General features: G+C 57.7%; 13 protein-coding genes. 7 read left to right on the top strand and 6 right to left on the bottom strand.

Features of this window, described 5'->3' with window-relative positions:
• The first annotated feature begins 109 nt into the window (after positions 1-109).
• The 4 genes from guaB (at position 110) to HA46_RS14735 (ending at position 7,033) form a co-directional block, all read left to right on the top strand.
• Complete coding sequence (guaB, locus tag HA46_RS14750) at positions 110-1,576, top strand: IMP dehydrogenase (RefSeq protein ID WP_084885107.1); 1,467 nt, start codon at positions 110-112, stop codon at positions 1,574-1,576.
• Between the two features lie 72 nt (positions 1,577-1,648).
• Positions 1,649-3,229 (top strand): glutamine-hydrolyzing GMP synthase, encoded by a 1,581-nt coding sequence (gene guaA, locus HA46_RS14745; RefSeq protein WP_084885105.1) that lies wholly within the window; start codon positions 1,649-1,651, stop codon positions 3,227-3,229.
• Between the two features lie 219 nt (positions 3,230-3,448).
• On the top strand, positions 3,449-6,022 hold the full coding sequence (locus tag HA46_RS14740; protein WP_084885102.1) for a hypothetical protein: 2,574 nt from the start codon (positions 3,449-3,451) through the stop codon (positions 6,020-6,022).
• Between the two features lie 228 nt (positions 6,023-6,250).
• Positions 6,251-7,033 (top strand): DUF3750 domain-containing protein, encoded by a 783-nt coding sequence (locus HA46_RS14735; protein WP_084885100.1) that lies wholly within the window; start codon positions 6,251-6,253, stop codon positions 7,031-7,033.
• A 15-nt stretch (positions 7,034-7,048) separates the two neighbouring features.
• Here HA46_RS14735 and HA46_RS14730 read toward each other — a convergent pair whose 3' ends face one another.
• Positions 7,049-7,228 carry a hypothetical protein gene (locus HA46_RS14730; RefSeq protein ID WP_033753879.1) on the bottom strand — a complete coding sequence of 60 codons (180 nt, stop codon included), beginning with the start codon at positions 7,226-7,228 and terminating at the stop codon, positions 7,049-7,051.
• Between the two features lie 196 nt (positions 7,229-7,424).
• Between HA46_RS14730 and HA46_RS14725 the strand changes: the two genes are divergently transcribed.
• Positions 7,425-7,676 (top strand): hypothetical protein, encoded by a 252-nt coding sequence (locus tag HA46_RS14725; protein WP_084885098.1) that lies wholly within the window; start codon positions 7,425-7,427, stop codon positions 7,674-7,676.
• 9 nt (positions 7,677-7,685) lie between these two features.
• On the top strand, positions 7,686-8,210 hold the full coding sequence (locus HA46_RS14720; RefSeq protein WP_033791815.1) for a helix-turn-helix transcriptional regulator: 525 nt from the start codon (positions 7,686-7,688) through the stop codon (positions 8,208-8,210).
• Here the strand turns inward: HA46_RS14720 and mgtE are convergent.
• From mgtE to ppk1, 5 genes are all read right to left on the bottom strand, one after another.
• Positions 8,204-9,637, bottom strand: coding sequence for a magnesium transporter (gene mgtE / locus HA46_RS14715; RefSeq protein ID WP_084885096.1), 1,434 nt, complete (start codon positions 9,635-9,637; stop codon positions 8,204-8,206). The genes HA46_RS14720 and mgtE overlap by 7 nt on opposite strands.
• 123 nt (positions 9,638-9,760) lie before the next feature.
• The gene (locus tag HA46_RS14710) at positions 9,761-9,952 is read right to left on the bottom strand and encodes a YfgG family protein (protein WP_033753871.1); all 192 of its coding nucleotides are present in this window, start codon (positions 9,950-9,952) and stop codon (positions 9,761-9,763) included.
• 122 nt (positions 9,953-10,074) lie between these two features.
• On the bottom strand, positions 10,075-10,668 hold the full coding sequence (gene tehB / locus HA46_RS14705; RefSeq protein WP_084885094.1) for a tellurite resistance methyltransferase TehB: 594 nt from the start codon (positions 10,666-10,668) through the stop codon (positions 10,075-10,077).
• A gap of 38 nt (positions 10,669-10,706) precedes the next feature.
• Positions 10,707-12,233 carry an exopolyphosphatase gene (ppx, locus tag HA46_RS14700; protein ID WP_084885092.1) on the bottom strand — a complete coding sequence of 509 codons (1,527 nt, stop codon included), beginning with the start codon at positions 12,231-12,233 and terminating at the stop codon, positions 10,707-10,709.
• Positions 12,234-12,236: 3 nt separating this feature from the next.
• Positions 12,237-14,297, bottom strand: a complete 2,061-nt coding sequence (gene ppk1 / locus HA46_RS14695; protein WP_084885090.1) for a polyphosphate kinase 1 — start codon at positions 14,295-14,297, stop codon at positions 12,237-12,239.
• 151 nt (positions 14,298-14,448) lie between these two features.
• Here ppk1 and HA46_RS14690 point away from each other — a divergent pair.
• A partial coding sequence (locus HA46_RS14690) for a phosphate ABC transporter permease (RefSeq protein WP_084885088.1) occupies positions 14,449-16,120 on the top strand: 1,672 nt, incomplete at its 3' end.

Below are 16,120 nucleotides of genomic sequence, written 5' to 3'. Positions count from 1 at the left end.
GAGGATCAAGACTTTTTCTAAAATAATGCTGGAGGCAAACGATTACGGCCTGTATAATGCCGCGGCAATATTTTATCTGTTCTCATTCACCCCAGGTTGAGATATTGCCATGCTAAGAATCGCTAAAGAAGCCCTTACTTTCGACGACGTTCTGCTCGTTCCTGCTCACTCCACCGTTCTGCCTAACACGGCCGATCTCAGCACTCAGCTGACGAAAAAGATTCGTCTGAACATCCCGATGCTCTCCGCTGCTATGGATACCGTAACCGAAGCGGGACTGGCTATCGCGCTGGCGCAGGAAGGCGGTCTGGGCTTTATCCACAAAAACATGTCGATTGAGCGCCAGGCGGATGAAGTTCGCAAGGTGAAGAAACATGAAAGCGGCGTGGTAACCGAACCGCAAACCGTCCTGCCGACCACGACGCTGGCGGAAGTCAAAGCCCTGACCGAGCGCAACGGCTTTGCCGGTTATCCGGTCGTGAATGAAAGCAACGAGCTGGTCGGCATCATCACCGGCCGCGACGTGCGCTTCGTTACCGATCTGACGCAGCCGGTTACCGCGGTCATGACGCCGAAAGAACGTCTGGTTACGGTGAAAGAGGGCGAGGCGCGTGACGTCGTGCTGCAGAGAATGCACGAAAAACGCGTTGAGAAAGCGCTGGTGGTGGACGACAGCTTCCATCTGCTCGGCATGATCACCGTTAAAGACTTCCAGAAAGCCGAACGTAAGCCGAACGCCTGTAAAGATGCGCAGGGCCGTCTGCGCGTTGGCGCGGCGGTGGGCGCGGGCGCGGGCAACGAAGAGCGCGTTGACGCGCTGGTCGCCGCTGGCGTCGACGTGCTGCTGATCGACTCGTCGCACGGTCACTCAGAAGGCGTGCTGCAGCGCATCCGCGAGACTCGCGCAAAATATCCTGACCTGGAGATTATCGGCGGAAACGTCGCGACCGGCGCAGGCGCGCTGGCGCTGGCGGAAGCGGGCGTGAGCGCAGTGAAAGTCGGTATCGGCCCCGGCTCTATCTGTACGACCCGTATCGTCACCGGCGTGGGCGTGCCGCAGATCACCGCCGTTTCCGACGCGGTCGAAGCGCTGGAAGGCACCGGCATCCCGGTTATCGCCGACGGCGGTATCCGTTTCTCCGGCGACATCGCCAAAGCGATCGCCGCTGGCGCGGCAGCCGTCATGGTCGGCTCCATGCTGGCCGGTACGGAAGAGTCGCCGGGCGAAATCGAACTGTATCAGGGCCGCTCTTTCAAATCTTACCGCGGCATGGGTTCGCTGGGCGCGATGTCCAAAGGCTCTTCCGACCGCTACTTCCAGAGCGATAACGCCGCTGACAAACTGGTGCCGGAAGGCATCGAAGGCCGCGTCGCCTATAAAGGTCGCCTGAAAGAGATCGTTCACCAGCAGATGGGCGGCTTGCGCTCCTGTATGGGCCTGACCGGCTGCCAGACCATCGACGATCTGCGCACCAAAGCGGAGTTCGTCCGCATCAGCGGCGCCGGCATCAACGAAAGCCACGTGCACGATGTGACCATCACTAAAGAGTCGCCGAACTACCGTATGGGATCCTGATCCCGTAAGATTTATCGCCCGGCATAAGCCGGGCGCTTTCATTATCAAGTTACCCGCTCTGGAAACGCCTCAATGACGACGGAAAATATTCATAAGCATCGCATTCTGATTCTCGATTTTGGTTCTCAATACACGCAGCTGGTCGCGCGCCGCGTACGCGAGCTGGGCGTGTACTGCGAACTCTGGGCATGGGATGTCACCGAAGAGCAGATCCGCCAGTTCAACCCGAACGGCATCATCCTTTCCGGCGGCCCGGAAAGCACCACCGAACTCAACAGCCCGCGCGCGCCAGAGTATGTCTTCAATGCGGGCGTACCGGTGCTCGGCGTCTGCTACGGCATGCAGACCATGGCGATGCAGCTGGGCGGCAAAGTCGAAGGTTCTAACGAGCGCGAGTTCGGTTATGCGCAGGTGGAAGTGCTGACGCCGAGCGCGCTGATCCGCGACATCGAAGACGCCATCAGCGCCGCAGGCAAACCGCTGCTCGACGTCTGGATGAGCCACGGCGATAAAGTGACCGCGATCCCGTCCGACTTCGTTACCGTCGCCAGCACCGAAACCTGTCCGTTCGCCATTATGGCTAACGAAGAGAAGCGTTTTTACGGCGTGCAGTTCCATCCGGAAGTCACGCATACTCGCCAGGGTCTGCGCATGCTGGAGCGTTTCGTGATCGATATCTGCGAATGCGAAGCGCTGTGGACGCCGGCGAAAATTATCGAAGATGCGGTCGAACGTCTGCGCGAGCAAATCGGCAACGATAAGGTTATTCTCGGCCTGTCAGGCGGCGTGGACTCTTCCGTGACCGCGATGCTGCTGCACCGCGCCATCGGCGATCGCCTGATCTGCGTCTTCGTCGACAACGGTCTGCTGCGTCTGAACGAGGCGGAGCAGGTGCTGGATATGTTCGGCGATCACTTCGGCCTCAATATCGTTCACGTTCCGGCTGAGATGCGCTTCCTCGACGCGCTGGCGGGCGAAAACGATCCGGAAGCCAAGCGTAAAATTATCGGCCGCGTGTTCGTCGAAGTGTTCGACGAAGAGGCGAGCAAGCTGACCGACGTGAAATGGCTGGCGCAGGGCACCATTTATCCTGACGTGATCGAGTCTGCCGCCTCCGCGACAGGCAAAGCGCACGTGATCAAATCCCACCACAACGTGGGCGGCCTGCCGAAAGAGATGAAGCTGGGCCTGGTCGAGCCGCTGAAAGAGCTGTTCAAAGATGAAGTGCGCAAGATCGGCCTGGAGCTGGGCCTGCCGTACGATATGCTCTATCGCCATCCGTTCCCGGGCCCGGGTCTCGGCGTGCGCGTGCTGGGCGAAGTGAAGAAAGAGTATTGCGATCTGCTGCGTCGCGCCGATGCGATCTTTATCGAAGAGCTGCGCAAGGCGGATCTCTACAACAAAGTGAGCCAGGCGTTCACCGTGTTCCTGCCGGTGCGTTCCGTGGGCGTAATGGGCGACGGTCGTAAATATGACTGGGTCGTCTCGCTGCGCGCAGTCGAGACCATCGACTTTATGACCGCGCACTGGGCGCATCTGCCGTATGATTTCCTCGGCCGCGTCTCTAACCGCATCATCAACGAAGTCAACGGCATCTCCCGCGTGGTATACGATATCAGCGGCAAGCCGCCGGCGACCATCGAGTGGGAATAATCCCCAGGCGGGGTAAAGGATAGCCCCACCAGACAAAATAGCACCATTGAGCCCGCGATCTTGCGGGCTTTTTTGTCTTCTGGTATGAGAGTGACTGATAACCTTAAGCCTGTCCAGGCCCTCTTTTTCGTCACGCCAGCAAGTTATTTTGACCATTCAATGTGAAGAAAGGGTCTTCCCTGTGAGGTCTTCCTCCCGACAAACCTGAAGGATTCGAGAATGGGTGCACGTAGCAAGACTTATGATGAGCGGAATATTGAACTGGCCTGTTATGACCGCTGTCCCGAGCGTTACGGCAGGCTCCGTTTGCTACAGCAGGGGCCAGCGACATGCCTTGCGAAGAAGAAGCAGGAGTTTTACTGCCTGGACTGCGATGCTGGCCGCGAGGGCGGCTGGTGGATGTTGATCCATAACGTTCACTATGGAAAAGGCTGCCCTGTATGCGCCAGTGTTAATCAACTGATCGATGCGGCTGCAGCCAAGTGGCCAGACTATCGGCTCGTGATGCTGCCTACAACAAAGAACGCGCCGCAGCTCGAAGATATCAGGTATCAGATGGTGCCCAGTGATAATCCTCTTCCAGATTCGGTGGGGTGGAGCTTTACTCCGTTGATACGCGCGACAATCGTGCAAGGACTCGGGCGCAAAAAACACCCGGGAAGGGAGCAGGATGTCTCGTATAATATTGTCGTCAAAGTATACCGGGAATGGACTGATGTGTTCGGAAGCGAAGCCAGCATCCGATATGTCGGTAAGGAAAAGCCGGGCTTGAAAAGTCCGGGACCGTTTTTCACAGTCAATGCCGCACGATGTATGCGTTCGCCGATCGCGGAGTCTTATATGGCTGCCACAGGCGCGCTGGCGATTTGCAAGCAGGAGCGCAAGGATCGTAGACAGGATGAGTCATTGCGATTAGAAGCACAACGGTTCGGCGCCACGATCATTGGTTACGAGCACTCCACAAAAACTGGCGTCAGGATTCGATATAAGAACAGGTTTGGGCTCGATCGGTTGGATAGCAGGGAACGTGCAAGAGAGACGAATTGGGGGCAAACCAAAATGCGCAAAGGCGAGAGCCTTTGCGCAATCATTTTAGATCTGCTTTTCCCCTCAAATGACTGGCGGTCGAACAGTCGGCCCCTGTTCCTGACCTATAATGCCGCCGGTAAGGAACCATCACGACTTGAGCTCGACGGTTATTCAGATGCGCTAAAACTGGCTTTCGAATATCAGGGCGACCATCACTACCATTCCCGTGACGATGATACCGGAGCCAAACTGACGCTGGCAGACATTCAGAAAAGGGATGCCTTCAAGGTCAAAGTATGCGCGGATTGCCAGATTACGCTGCTTGTTATTCCCGAGATGGAGCTGGATCCGCAAGCCTTTCTTGAACATATTCTCGAAATTTGTGCCCGGCACGGTCGAATACCTACAGATCTTTCTTTGTCTGTGGATGCGATTTGGGAAAAGTGGAATGTATGGTGCGAAAATCCACTCGCCAAATTCCAAAATAAAGTTATGGAAAAGCTAAACGCACACCAGCTTATATCCCCTGTAAAAGAAAAAATTGGTAAGAAAACGCAGGTTCATTACAAATGTAGTAATTGCGGAAATGAACACAAAACAACTGGCAAAACTTTAAATGAAGGTCCTCTGCGACAAGGCTGTCCAGGCTGTAAGAATAAACTCGCCGGCAGGAAAAGAAGACATGATTCGCTGGATGCGTGGGGCGATTCGCTCGGCATGCCTGCAGATTTTATCGCTAACATAAAGGCTAATAGTAACAGCGCTGGCATTCGCTATGTCTGCGAGCAGGATGCTAACCATGTCATTGTCGTGCACGATCTGACATTTGCTTGGCACCACATAATCGACGGAGCCTTTATTTGTCCTGAATGCGAAGCGAAAAAGCTGGGGGTAAAGGCAAGTTCTGTGGCGCAGCAACGTCAGGGAAATAATTCGTTGAGGGACAATCTCAACAAGCTTGGGCTGTCGGTGATTGAGTTTAAACCGCCAAAAGACGGACAGGCAACGGCCTTGGTTAGATGTGACAAGGGTATGCATGAGTTTGAGGTGACGCGCAGCGAGGCGAGCGCGATGGTTAATAATAAGTGCTTGAACGACCGCAAGATTGTTCCTTCGGCTTGCCAGGCATGTTGTTATCCGGACGAAGAGGTTGTCAGCACTATAAAGCGTGCTACGATTTTCCATCGGCTGTACGTTCTCCGCGGCATGTACCCACGAGCGAGCTATATTGAGGGCTTCGATTCGAAAGGACAGGGAGAGGAAATCTATGCCTGTGGCAATACCCACGCTGATGGAACGCCTCATTCACCTGTGCGGATAAGTTACCGAAACATGCAGAAGGCGGCCAGGCGCTCGCCAGCAACGCACTTGTGTGTGGCATGTGGCCTGGAAAAAGGGCAGGTTGTCAAAAGCGGCAAAAATCTGGACGATCTGGTGGCCCTGATGCATGTAATGCGAGATGAAATCGCTCGCCATGCTCAGCTTCCCGATGGATTGCGTCCTCCAACGGTGCAGTTTTTGCATGAGCCGATATCTGACAAAGAGGAAATCAGCACAACCAAAACATACCTTAAGTTTTGCTGTGGCGTTCCCGGACATGCTGCGTTAGAGGCCACTAAAGACTACTACTTTAACCGCGCGAAAGGTCGGGGAGCGGGTTTTTGTCCTGAATGTGTGAAACTGTCAGGCAAAAAGAAAGCCCCGATTCCGGAGCCAGTGAAAGAAGATAGCGAATTGCGTCTGTGTGTCATGCGGAACGATTAGCCTGGTTTGTCAGCGCCACGCCCTCTTTATCGAATCGTAATAAATGTGGAATGGACGCAAATAATCTTCGGGCAGTTAAGATGCCCCATCTTAATGTCTTCTTGTTTGGAGCTGTGGATCATCAGACATAATTTCCGCTTACACTGAAGCGCGTTGTTTACTTCCTCGCCCGTCTGTCGTCAGAGAGGCTGGCGATTTTCTTTCCGCTTTTCACTCCAGGAAATATCTATGCTGTCACTCAAGGCCGTGAGCCTCTGCATTCTGCTGGTGATCCTGCTGTCGCTGGGCGCCAGCCTGGCGCAGGCGACGCGCCACGGCGACCTTTCCGGCGGGCAGGGCGGCTGGTGGTCGGCGCGGCGCGACTCCGCCGGCCTGGCGCCCAATCCGCAGCGCTTTGCTTCGCAGGCGATCGTGCAGGTCTACGCCGCGCCCACCTACGGCTGGAAAGGCGCGGTAGCGGTGCATCCGTGGATTATCTTCAAACGTGCAGGCGAGACGCGCTACAGCCGCTATGAGGTGATTAGCTGGGGCAGCGGCGATAAAGTGCGGCGCAACAGCAATCTGCCGGACGGCTACTGGTATGGCGCGAAACCGCGCCTGCTGGTGGAGCATCGCGGCGAGGCGGCGGAGGCGATGATCCCGCGCATCGAGGCGGCGATCCGCTCCTATCCCTGGCCGAATACCTATCACGCCTGGCCAGGACCGAACAGCAACACCTTTCTCGCCCATATCGGACGTGAAGTGCCCGCATTGAAACTCGACATGCCTGCCAACGCGCTCGGCAAAGATTACCGGCCGCTGTGGCGTCCGATTGGCTTGCCGCCGTCGGGGCGCGGCATTCAGGTTTCCGTACTGGGGGTCGCCGGCGTGACGCTCGGCGCGGAAGAGGGCTTTGAGCTGAACGTGCTGGGTCTGAACATGGGCGTGGATTTTACGCCGCTGCGCCTGCGTCTGCCGTTTATCGGCGGCATCGGCGGCGACAACGTGCAGCAGGACAATCCGCCGGGCTGACGCCCGGCGCAGGCGTCAGCAAACGCCGAAATCGCCCTCTTCATGGTAGAGGTTGACGCTGTCGGCCTTGACCTCAATCTCTTTTTTCGTCGCGTCATCGACGCGCGCGCACCACAACGTCTCGCCTTCCACGCGCAGCACCAGCATCTTCGGGCCGCCGGTTTTAGACTGCACAAAATCATCGGGTTTAAACATGCTTTTCTCCTTGGGTTTTAAGGAAGTGTAGGGCGCGCCACGCGCCTCTGCATAACATTTTTTGCGGCGCCTCTTCCATGCTTTTCCCTGAAATTTCCCGAATAAAATCGCTTCAGGCATGCTGCGCTACAGGCAATATTTTTCCGGTCAGGTTGTCATTTGACAACAAAATAAAGTCGGCTTAAGGTACAGGCAAATGGAAAGAAGACGGCATCCAGATAAAGGGATCGAGGCGGCGCTGCGCCATGCTGAAGCCTACGGCTGGCAGATAGTAACGATGGGACATCATGGCTGGGGCAAAATGTATTGTTCTACGCATTCGGCGGCATGCCGCTGCGGAGAGTTTTGCATCAGCGTGATCTGGAGCACGCCGCGAAATGCATTTAACCATGCGCGTGCGCTGCGCCGGGTGGTCGACAGATGTATCGCGGTGCGCAAACTGCACTAAGGAGCAATCATGGAATATATTTTTACGCTGCGTTTTCAGCTGCCAAAACCTGCTTTACCGGAAGAGGCGCTGCTGCAACGGCTTGTTGAAGCAGGGTGCGACGACGCGCTGGTGGGGCTGGGCGTGCCGGGAAAAGTGGCGCTGGAGTTTACCCGCGAGTCATCCAGCGCGAAGCGGGCGGTGCTGAGCGCCATCCAGCATGTGCAGAGCGCGGTACCAGACGCGCAGCTTATCGAAGCGGCGCCCGATTTTGTCGGCCTGACCGACGTAGCCGACATCATCGGCGTTTCTCGCCAGAATATGCGCAAGCTGATGCTGAGCCACAGCCCGCACTTTCCGCAGCCGGTGCACGACGGCAAAACCGCGCTCTGGCATCTGGCGGACCTGCTGGAATGGCTGGCGCAGCGCGGCAGCTATGCTATTCCCGCCGGGACGCGCGACCTGGCGCAGGTAACGCTGCGGCTCAACCTGCAGCAGGCGATGCAGCGCTATGCGCACTGCCTCGCCTCCGCCGCTGACGTCGGCAATCAGTGATGGAGCAGAAACAGCGTCGCCAGACCAAGGAAAATAAAGAAGCCGCCGGTATCGGTAATGGCGGTAATCAGCACGCTGGAGCCTACCGCCGGGTCGCGCTTCAGTTTGGTCATAATCAGCGGGATCAAGACCCCCATTAGCGCCGCCAGCAGCAGATTAAGCACCATCGCCAGCATCATGACGCCGCCCAGCTCCAGGTTGTCATACATCAGCCAGGTGATCAGCCCCATGGTACCGCCCCAGAACAGGCCGTTAAGCAGCGCCACGCCCAGCTCGCGCGCAATCAAAAAAGAGAAGTTGCCCGGTTCAACCTGATGCAGCGCCAGCGCGCGCACAATCATGGTAATGGTCTGGTTGCCGGTATTCCCGCCGATGCCGGCGACAATCGGCATCAGCGTTGCCAGCGCCACCAGCTGCGAGATGGTATCTTCAAACAACCCGATAACGCGCGACGCGATAAAGGCGGTGCAGAGATTGATCGCCAGCCAGGCCCAGCGGCGGCGCACCGCTTTGCGCACCGGCGCGAACACATCCTCTTCCTGACTGATGCCGCCCATGCGGCGAATATTGCTCTCATTCTCTTCGTTGACCAGGTCGACCACGTCCTCAATGGTGACGCGTCCAATCAGCTTGCCTTTGGCGTCGATGACCGCGGCGGAGATAAGGTTATAGCGCTCAAAGGCGCCCGCCGCGTCTTCGGCTTTGTCGTTGAGCTGAAAGGTGGTGGGCGAGGTGTTCATCACCTTCTCGACGCGCTTTTTCGGCTTATTGAGCAGAATATCGGTCAGTGAGAGTTCGCCCAGCAGCAGGTTGTCATCATCGGTGATGAAAATCTTGTCTGTGCCGTTCGGCATGCTTTTTCGGTGGCGCAGATAGCGCTGCACCGTCGCCAGGGTGACGTCGGCGCGCACCGTCAGGATATTGAAATCCATAATGCGCCCGACGCGATCGCGATCGAAATCGACCACGCTGAGCACGCGTGCGCGCTGGCCAGGCTCCAGCGAGGCGAGCAGACGGCCAGTCAGATCGCGCGGCAAATAGCGCGCCAGCCACACCTGATCGTCAATATCGAGCGGCTCGATGGCGCGCAGGATGTCGCGGTCGCTCATCTCTTCCGTCAGGCTGGCCCAGACGGTTTCCGACGCTTCGACCAGCACATGGCCGCGTTTCGCGACGGGCACCAGACGCCACAGCGCCTGGCGCGCCTCTTCGGGCAGCGCTTCGAGGATATCGGCTAAATCCGCTGCGTGCAGCTGAGCGATATCCTGCTCCAGCGCAGCCTGGCGCGCCGCATTTTCACGTTGCTGTTCAGGGCTGCGATCGCCGGATTTCTCCAGCAGCGCGTCCACCAGATCCGGCTCACTGAGCAGCAGCGTCAGAATGCGATGACGAATTTCACTTAAACGTTGAGTATGCGAGGCAGACATAACGAGTCCTTTGTGTCTGAAAGTTACAGCACGAAGTGTAGCGTTTCGCCTCGCAAAAGGACGCAAAAAAAGACGCGGTTATTCAGACAGCGTTGAGCTGGAAGAGGCAAAGGACATAAAAGGTTAACGGCTGTCGCGGATAGCGGTGCTCAGCGGGGCGGCGTCCGGCGCAGCTTTTTTTTGCTGATGATGTTCAAAAGCGGCAGGCAGGATAAAAATCAGGCGGCTGAAAAGAATAATAAAGCTAATCAGTAAAACGATCCGGGTAAAGGAACTGGTTTTGGCTCGTCTTCGGGAAGGGATGGCGCTGTTCACGCGAGGTGTTTCCTGTAATGACCCTTTTGGGCGATGGCAACATTTAGTCATAACGCTGCGTCGAAATCAATCAATGATTAAAAAAAGAGCAGGTTAAAGGGGCCGCGTGCGCAGCCCCGGCTTTACAGGCTCGCTTTTTGCGCCAGCAGCGTGGCAAAGCGGCAGCTGATACGGTTGCCCTGTTCGTCGCGCTTATGGAGCTGGCCGACGTGTTCGTTATATTTCAGGATGTGCCAGTTGCGGTAGTAGTGGCTCAGCTCGCCCGATTTAAAGGTAAAGGGGAACGCAAGCGGACAGGGGTAATCATCGGTGCTCATCGCCGCGACAATCAGGTTATGCCCGTCTCTTACCGTGCTCGCCTGCATATCGGCGATCAGTTGCGGAATGGTCTCCGGCTGCAGGAACATCATCACCACGGTGGAGAGCACGAAGGTGTAGCCGCCGTTAAAACGCGTCTGGTTGAGGTCGCGCTGCTCGGTATGAATATTGGTAATGCCTTCCTGAGCGACGATCTGCTCCAGACGCGCCAGACTGGCGGGATTGTGATCCCAGGCGGTGACGTCAAAGCCGTTCTGGCTCAGAAACAGGCTGTTGCGGCCGTTGCCGCAGCCGAGATCCAGCGCTTTGCCTGGATTCAGATGCCGCAGCGCCGCCAGCACTTCAGAGTGGGTCGGCGTCAGGCCATAGGTTTCGGCAAAATAGTTTTCTTTAATCATGGTTCGCTTTTATCAGAGGGGCGCAGGCGCCCATCATCTCAGGCCTCTTCTTCCAGCGTCAGCTTCCAGCCGGTGACCTCGGTCCAGTAGGTCTGCTCACGCTCCAGATCGAGCTGCACCAGGTTATTCTGGCTGAAATAGCCCGCCGGGAACGTCAGCGTCCAGTGGCCATCGTCGGTGGTCAGCTTAAGCGAGTCGGGACGCGTAGTCGCCTGACGCTGATTGTTGAGCAAGGTGCCAAGGCGCAGCAGGAACAGCAGCGGCAGAAACTGTTTTTTCTTGAACAGCGTCACGCGCGGCAGATCCTCGACCTTGACGGCTTTGCGATGAAAGCGTACCAGCGCCGCCAGCAGCGTTTGCTGATCCTGGTTAAAACCAGGCAAATTGGTGTTTTGCAGGATGTAGGCGGAGTGGCGCTGCATGCCGCTGTGGTTAATGGTGAGGCCCACTTCGTGCAGCATCGCCGCCCACTTCAGCAGCGCCGCCAGCTGCGGGTTCGCCAGCTTAGGATTTTGATCGCGCCACTGCAGATAGAGCTGATCGGTGGTGTCCAGCACGCGACGCGCCTGATCATTATCGATCGCATAATGGTTCGCCAGGCTCTGCGCCGTTCGGCTGCGAATATCCTGATGGCGGAAGCGGCCCTCCATCTCATAAAGCACGCCTTCGCGCAGCGCGCCGTCCGAGAGGCGCAGCTCGCGGATCGCCAGCGCGTCGAACACGCCGCAGATAATGGCCAGACCCGGCACGAATACCGATTTACGCTCTTCAGAAAGACCCGGCAGGCTCAGCGCGCTGAAAGATTTATGCTTCATCACCTCGTCGTAGAGCATATCCAGCCGCTCCGGCGTGATCATTTTCTCTTTCTCGCCCATCGCCAGCAGCACTTCGCACGCCGCCTTAATGGTGCCCGACGCGCCCAGCGCGTACTGCCAGCCGTGCAGGCGATACTGCCACGCCAGCGTCTCCAGCTTCTGCGTCGCCGCCAGACGCGCGCGGCGGAAATTTTCGCGGCTGATCTCGCCGTTAGGGAAGTAGAGCTGGGCGAAACTGACGCAGCCCATGCGGCGGCTCTCGACCAGCTGCGGTTCGAAGTTCTCGCCGATCACCAGTTCGGTCGATCCGCCGCCGATGTCGATCACCAGCTTGCGGCCTTTTTCCGGCTGGGTATGTTCGACGCCCATAAAAATCAGGCGCGCCTCTTCATGGCCGGAAATCACCTCAATAGGATAGGGGATCACTTCGGCCGCGCGCCGCAGAAACTCTTCCGCGTTCACCGCCTGACGCAGCGTGTGGGTGCCGACAATGGTGACGTTGCTGGCGCTGAAGCCCTGCAACCGCTCGGCAAACAGCGCCAGGCAGCTCAGCCCGCGCTCTATCGCCTCTTCGCTCAGGCGATTCTTGCTGTCGAGACCGTCAGCCAGATGCACGCGCTGCTTCAGACGGCCAAGCACCTGCAATGCGCCATCCACCACGCGCGCAATGACCATATGAAAGCTGTTTGAGCCAAGATCGATTGCCGCAAATTCTTGCGGTCTCGGCGTACTTTTATGAGAAATGGGCATAGATTATTCAGGCTGTTCCAGTTTCTTGATGTAATCATAAATCGCCAGTTGAGAGCGGACCTTACGACGATTGCCGCGCGGAACATAGCGGTTCCCCAACTCTTTATCAACGATACGCGCTTTCACCGTATCACTAAACAGAATAGCGATAATGTCCAGAATGCGTTGCTTCACGCGCGGATCGAGGATCGATACCGCCACTTCGATGCGATGATCGATGTTGCGCGTCATCCAGTCAGCGGAAGAAAGGAAGACTTTTTTGTCGCCGCCATTTTCGAAAATATAGACGCGATCGTGCTCAAGATAGCGATCAACGATACTGATCACGCGGATATTTTCGCTGATACCGGGCAAGTCCGGGATCAGCGAGCACATGCCGCGCACCAGTAGATTTACCTTCACGCCTGCGCCCGACGCCGCGTAGAGGCGATCGACCAGACCGTTATCCACCAGGTTGTTAATTTTCAGCGTAATCCCACACGGTCGACCCTGCTGCGCATTGGCGATTTCCGCATCAACCAGCTGATAAAGCATCTGGCGCGAGTTTTGCGGCGAGACCATCAGGTGCTCGAAGCTCACCGGGCGATAGGGATTCTCGATAAAGTTAAACACCCGGCGCACTTCGTTGGTGATGCGCGCATCGGCGGTGAGCAGCGAATAGTCGGTATAGAGGCGCGCGGTTTTCTCATTGAAGTTGCCGGTGCCGATATGGGCGTAGCGCACCACTTCGTCGCCTTCCCGGCGCGAGATCAGGAACAGCTTGGCGTGAATTTTCAGCCCCGGCGCGGAGAAAATAACGTGCACGCCCGCTTCGGTTAAGCGTTTGGCCCACGAAATATTCGCCTCTTCGTCGAAGCGCGCCTGCAGCTCCACCACCACGGTGACTTTTTTGCCGTTATAGGCGGCGTGTATCATCGCATCCATGATGCGCGAGCGCTTCGCCACGCGATAGATGTTGATTTTGATCGCCAGCACGCTTGGATCGAAGGAAGCCTGACGCAGCAGCTCCAGCACATGCTCAAAGGTGTGATAGGGGTAATAGAGCAGAATATCGCGGTCGCGAATGGCGTCGAAGCCGTTGCGGAAGCCGTCAAAGCCGATGTGACGGATCTGCGGCAGCGGCCGGTTGACCAGGTTGCTTTTGCCGACGTCCGGGAAGCCGATAAAGTCTTTGAAGTTATGGTAGCGGCCGCCCGGCACGATGGAGTCGTAGTTGGATATGGTCAGCTTATTGCGCAGCAGCTCCACCATGGCGTCCGGCATATCGCGCTGATAGACGAAGCGCACCGGCTCCGCGGTCAGACGCTGCTTCAGGCTAGAGGACATCAGCTCCAGCAGGCTCGACTCCATCTCCGTCACCAGATCGTATTCCGCGTCGCGCGTCATCTTCATCGAATAGGCGTTCAGCGCGTCGTAATCGAAGAAGCCTTTAAAGATATCGTCGAGGCAGTAGCGCAGAATATTGTCCAGCAGGATCATCGGCTTGCGTCGGCGCGGTGATTCAGCCGGCAGGTTGATGAAGCGCGGAACCTTATCAGACGGGATCTCCAGCAGCGCATAGCGAATATCGTCGCCGCGAATGATCTCCACCGCCAGATAGGTGTAATCATCCTTCAGGAACTCGGTGAGATCGGTGTCGTGATTAATCAGAATCGGCGTGATGTGCTGGCGTAATTCGTGTTTGAAATAGTGACGCAGCCACACCTGCTGGTTGGCGGAAAGCTGGCGTTCGTTAATCAAAAAGATTTGATTGCGCGCCAGCTCCAGCAGCAGTTCGTTATAGAGGCCGTCGAATTCCTGTTCCGACTTCATTACGCGCTGCTGGATTTTTTTCAGCAGATGGCGCGGCAGGCCTGGCGATCCCTGCTCCTCGCCGATCAGGATGCGGCGTTTAAGGTCGGCAAAGCGTACCTTGTAAAACTCATCAAGGTTATTGGAATAGATCCCCAGAAAACGCATACGTTCGATCAGCGGGTTGGTTTTATCGGCCGCTTCCTGTAAAACGCGCTCGTTGAAGGATAACCAGCTTAATTCTTTTTCTATATACAGCTTTTCCTGACCCATTCTGACTCCATATCGCGTTCGCAGGACTTAAAGAACCAGTGTCCATCATCATTATGGCGAGAGTATGGCAACCTTGTCCAACGTCAATAGTTGTCTTATCAACCAGCTACGGGCAACATAGCGGCTTAATACCGATCTCATTCAGAGCCGCATGAGCCTAAAGCATATTCCCGTCAACTTCAGCGACCGCCGTCGCCGCGCTATCGATCGCTTTACGCGGCGCATGGTCACGTCCTGCGGCATCGCTATTCTGCTGCTGATGCTGCTGCTCTTTTTCTGGTTGATTTGGGTGGTACTGCCGCTATTCGCGGCGCCGGGCCTTCATACGCAGGCCACGCAGCAGCTATGGGACAACCAGCCCGCGCTGATGGTCGGTAATCAGGGCGATCGGGGCTGGCGTATCGGACGCGACGGTGCGGCGCGCTTTATTCCGCTTAACGGCCAGCCCGCCGAAACGCCGCTGATGCTGCGTCCGACGCCGCAGCAGGCGGTGAGCAGTGCCGATGGCCGCACGCTGTTGCTGAGCGCGCAAAGCGGGCTGCTGCTGCTGCTCCCCGCAGAGGGCGACTGGCGCTTTCCGCTCGGGGATACGCCTTTAAGCCTGCCTGGCGGCGCGGTGAAAACGATGGCGCTGGCGACGCTGAATGAAAAGCAATGGCGTATCGGCGTGCTGACCGAGAAGGGCGTTAGCGTCCTGACGCTGGCATCTCAGCAGGCGCCGCGAACGGTCGATCTGCCGCAGGCGCATGCCGACCATTTGCTGCTGTCGCCGCAGGGGGATCTGCTTTATGCCAGCGAAGGCAATGTGCTGCGCGTCTGGCAGCTCGACGACGAGCGTGCGACCCTGCGCGAAACCGTAACCCTGGCGCAGCCGCCGCGCAGCCTGAATCTGCTGGCGGGCGGGCGAAGTTTGCTGATTCAGGATGGACGCGGCGTAACGCAGTGGTTTGCTATCGCCGGCGCGGAAGGACCGCGGCTGCATGAAATCCGCACCTTCGTCGACAGCAGCCCGACCGCAGCGGTCATCACGGAACCGCAGCGTCGCGTCTTCGCCACCCTGGAGCCTGACGGCGCGCTGAAGCTGTTCGCCAGCAAGCAGCCCGGCCCGATCCTGCAGCGTCAGCTGGCACCCGGCGTAACGCGCGCTGCCTTCTCGCCGCGCGGCGACGCGCTGCTGCTGGAGCGTGCCGGAAGCTGGCAGGTATTGCGTATCGATAATCCCTGGCCAGACGTCAGCTGGCGCAGCTTCTGGCAAAAAATCTGGTACGAAAACTATCCCGCGCCGGACTGGGTCTGGCAGTCCACCAACGCCGCAGACAGCTATCAGGCTAAGTTCAGCTTTATGCCGATGGTCGTCGGCACGCTGAAAGCGGCGGCGCTGTCGCTGCTGTTCGCCACGCCGCTGGCGCTGGCGGCCGCGATGTACACCGCCTGGTTTATGGCGCCAGGGCTGCGCCGCTGGGTCAAGCCGGCGATTGAAATGATGGGCGCGCTGCCCAGCGTGGTGATCGGGCTTATCGCCGGACTCTGGCTGGCGCCGCATATCAGTCAGGCGCTGCTCGGGGTCTTGCTGCTGCCGCTGACGCTGGCGGCCACGCTGCTTATCTGCGGCGCGCTTAGCCGACATCTGCCGCCGCGCTGGCGCCAGCCGGGACGCGAGGTGATGCTGCTGCTGCCGCTGCTGCTGGTCGTGACACTGGGCACGCTGATCGTCCCGACCTTTCTGATGCGCGACGCCGCAGAATGGCTGCCGCACTATGAGCAGCGCAACCTGCTGGTGGCCGGGCTGGCGATGGGCTTTGCGCTGGTGCCGCTGATTTTCA

The sequence above is a fragment of the Pantoea septica genome (assembly GCF_002095575.1).
Classification (GTDB): Bacteria; Pseudomonadota; Gammaproteobacteria; order Enterobacterales; family Enterobacteriaceae; genus Pantoea; species Pantoea septica.
This window is presented reverse-complemented; position numbering and strand designations above follow the sequence as displayed.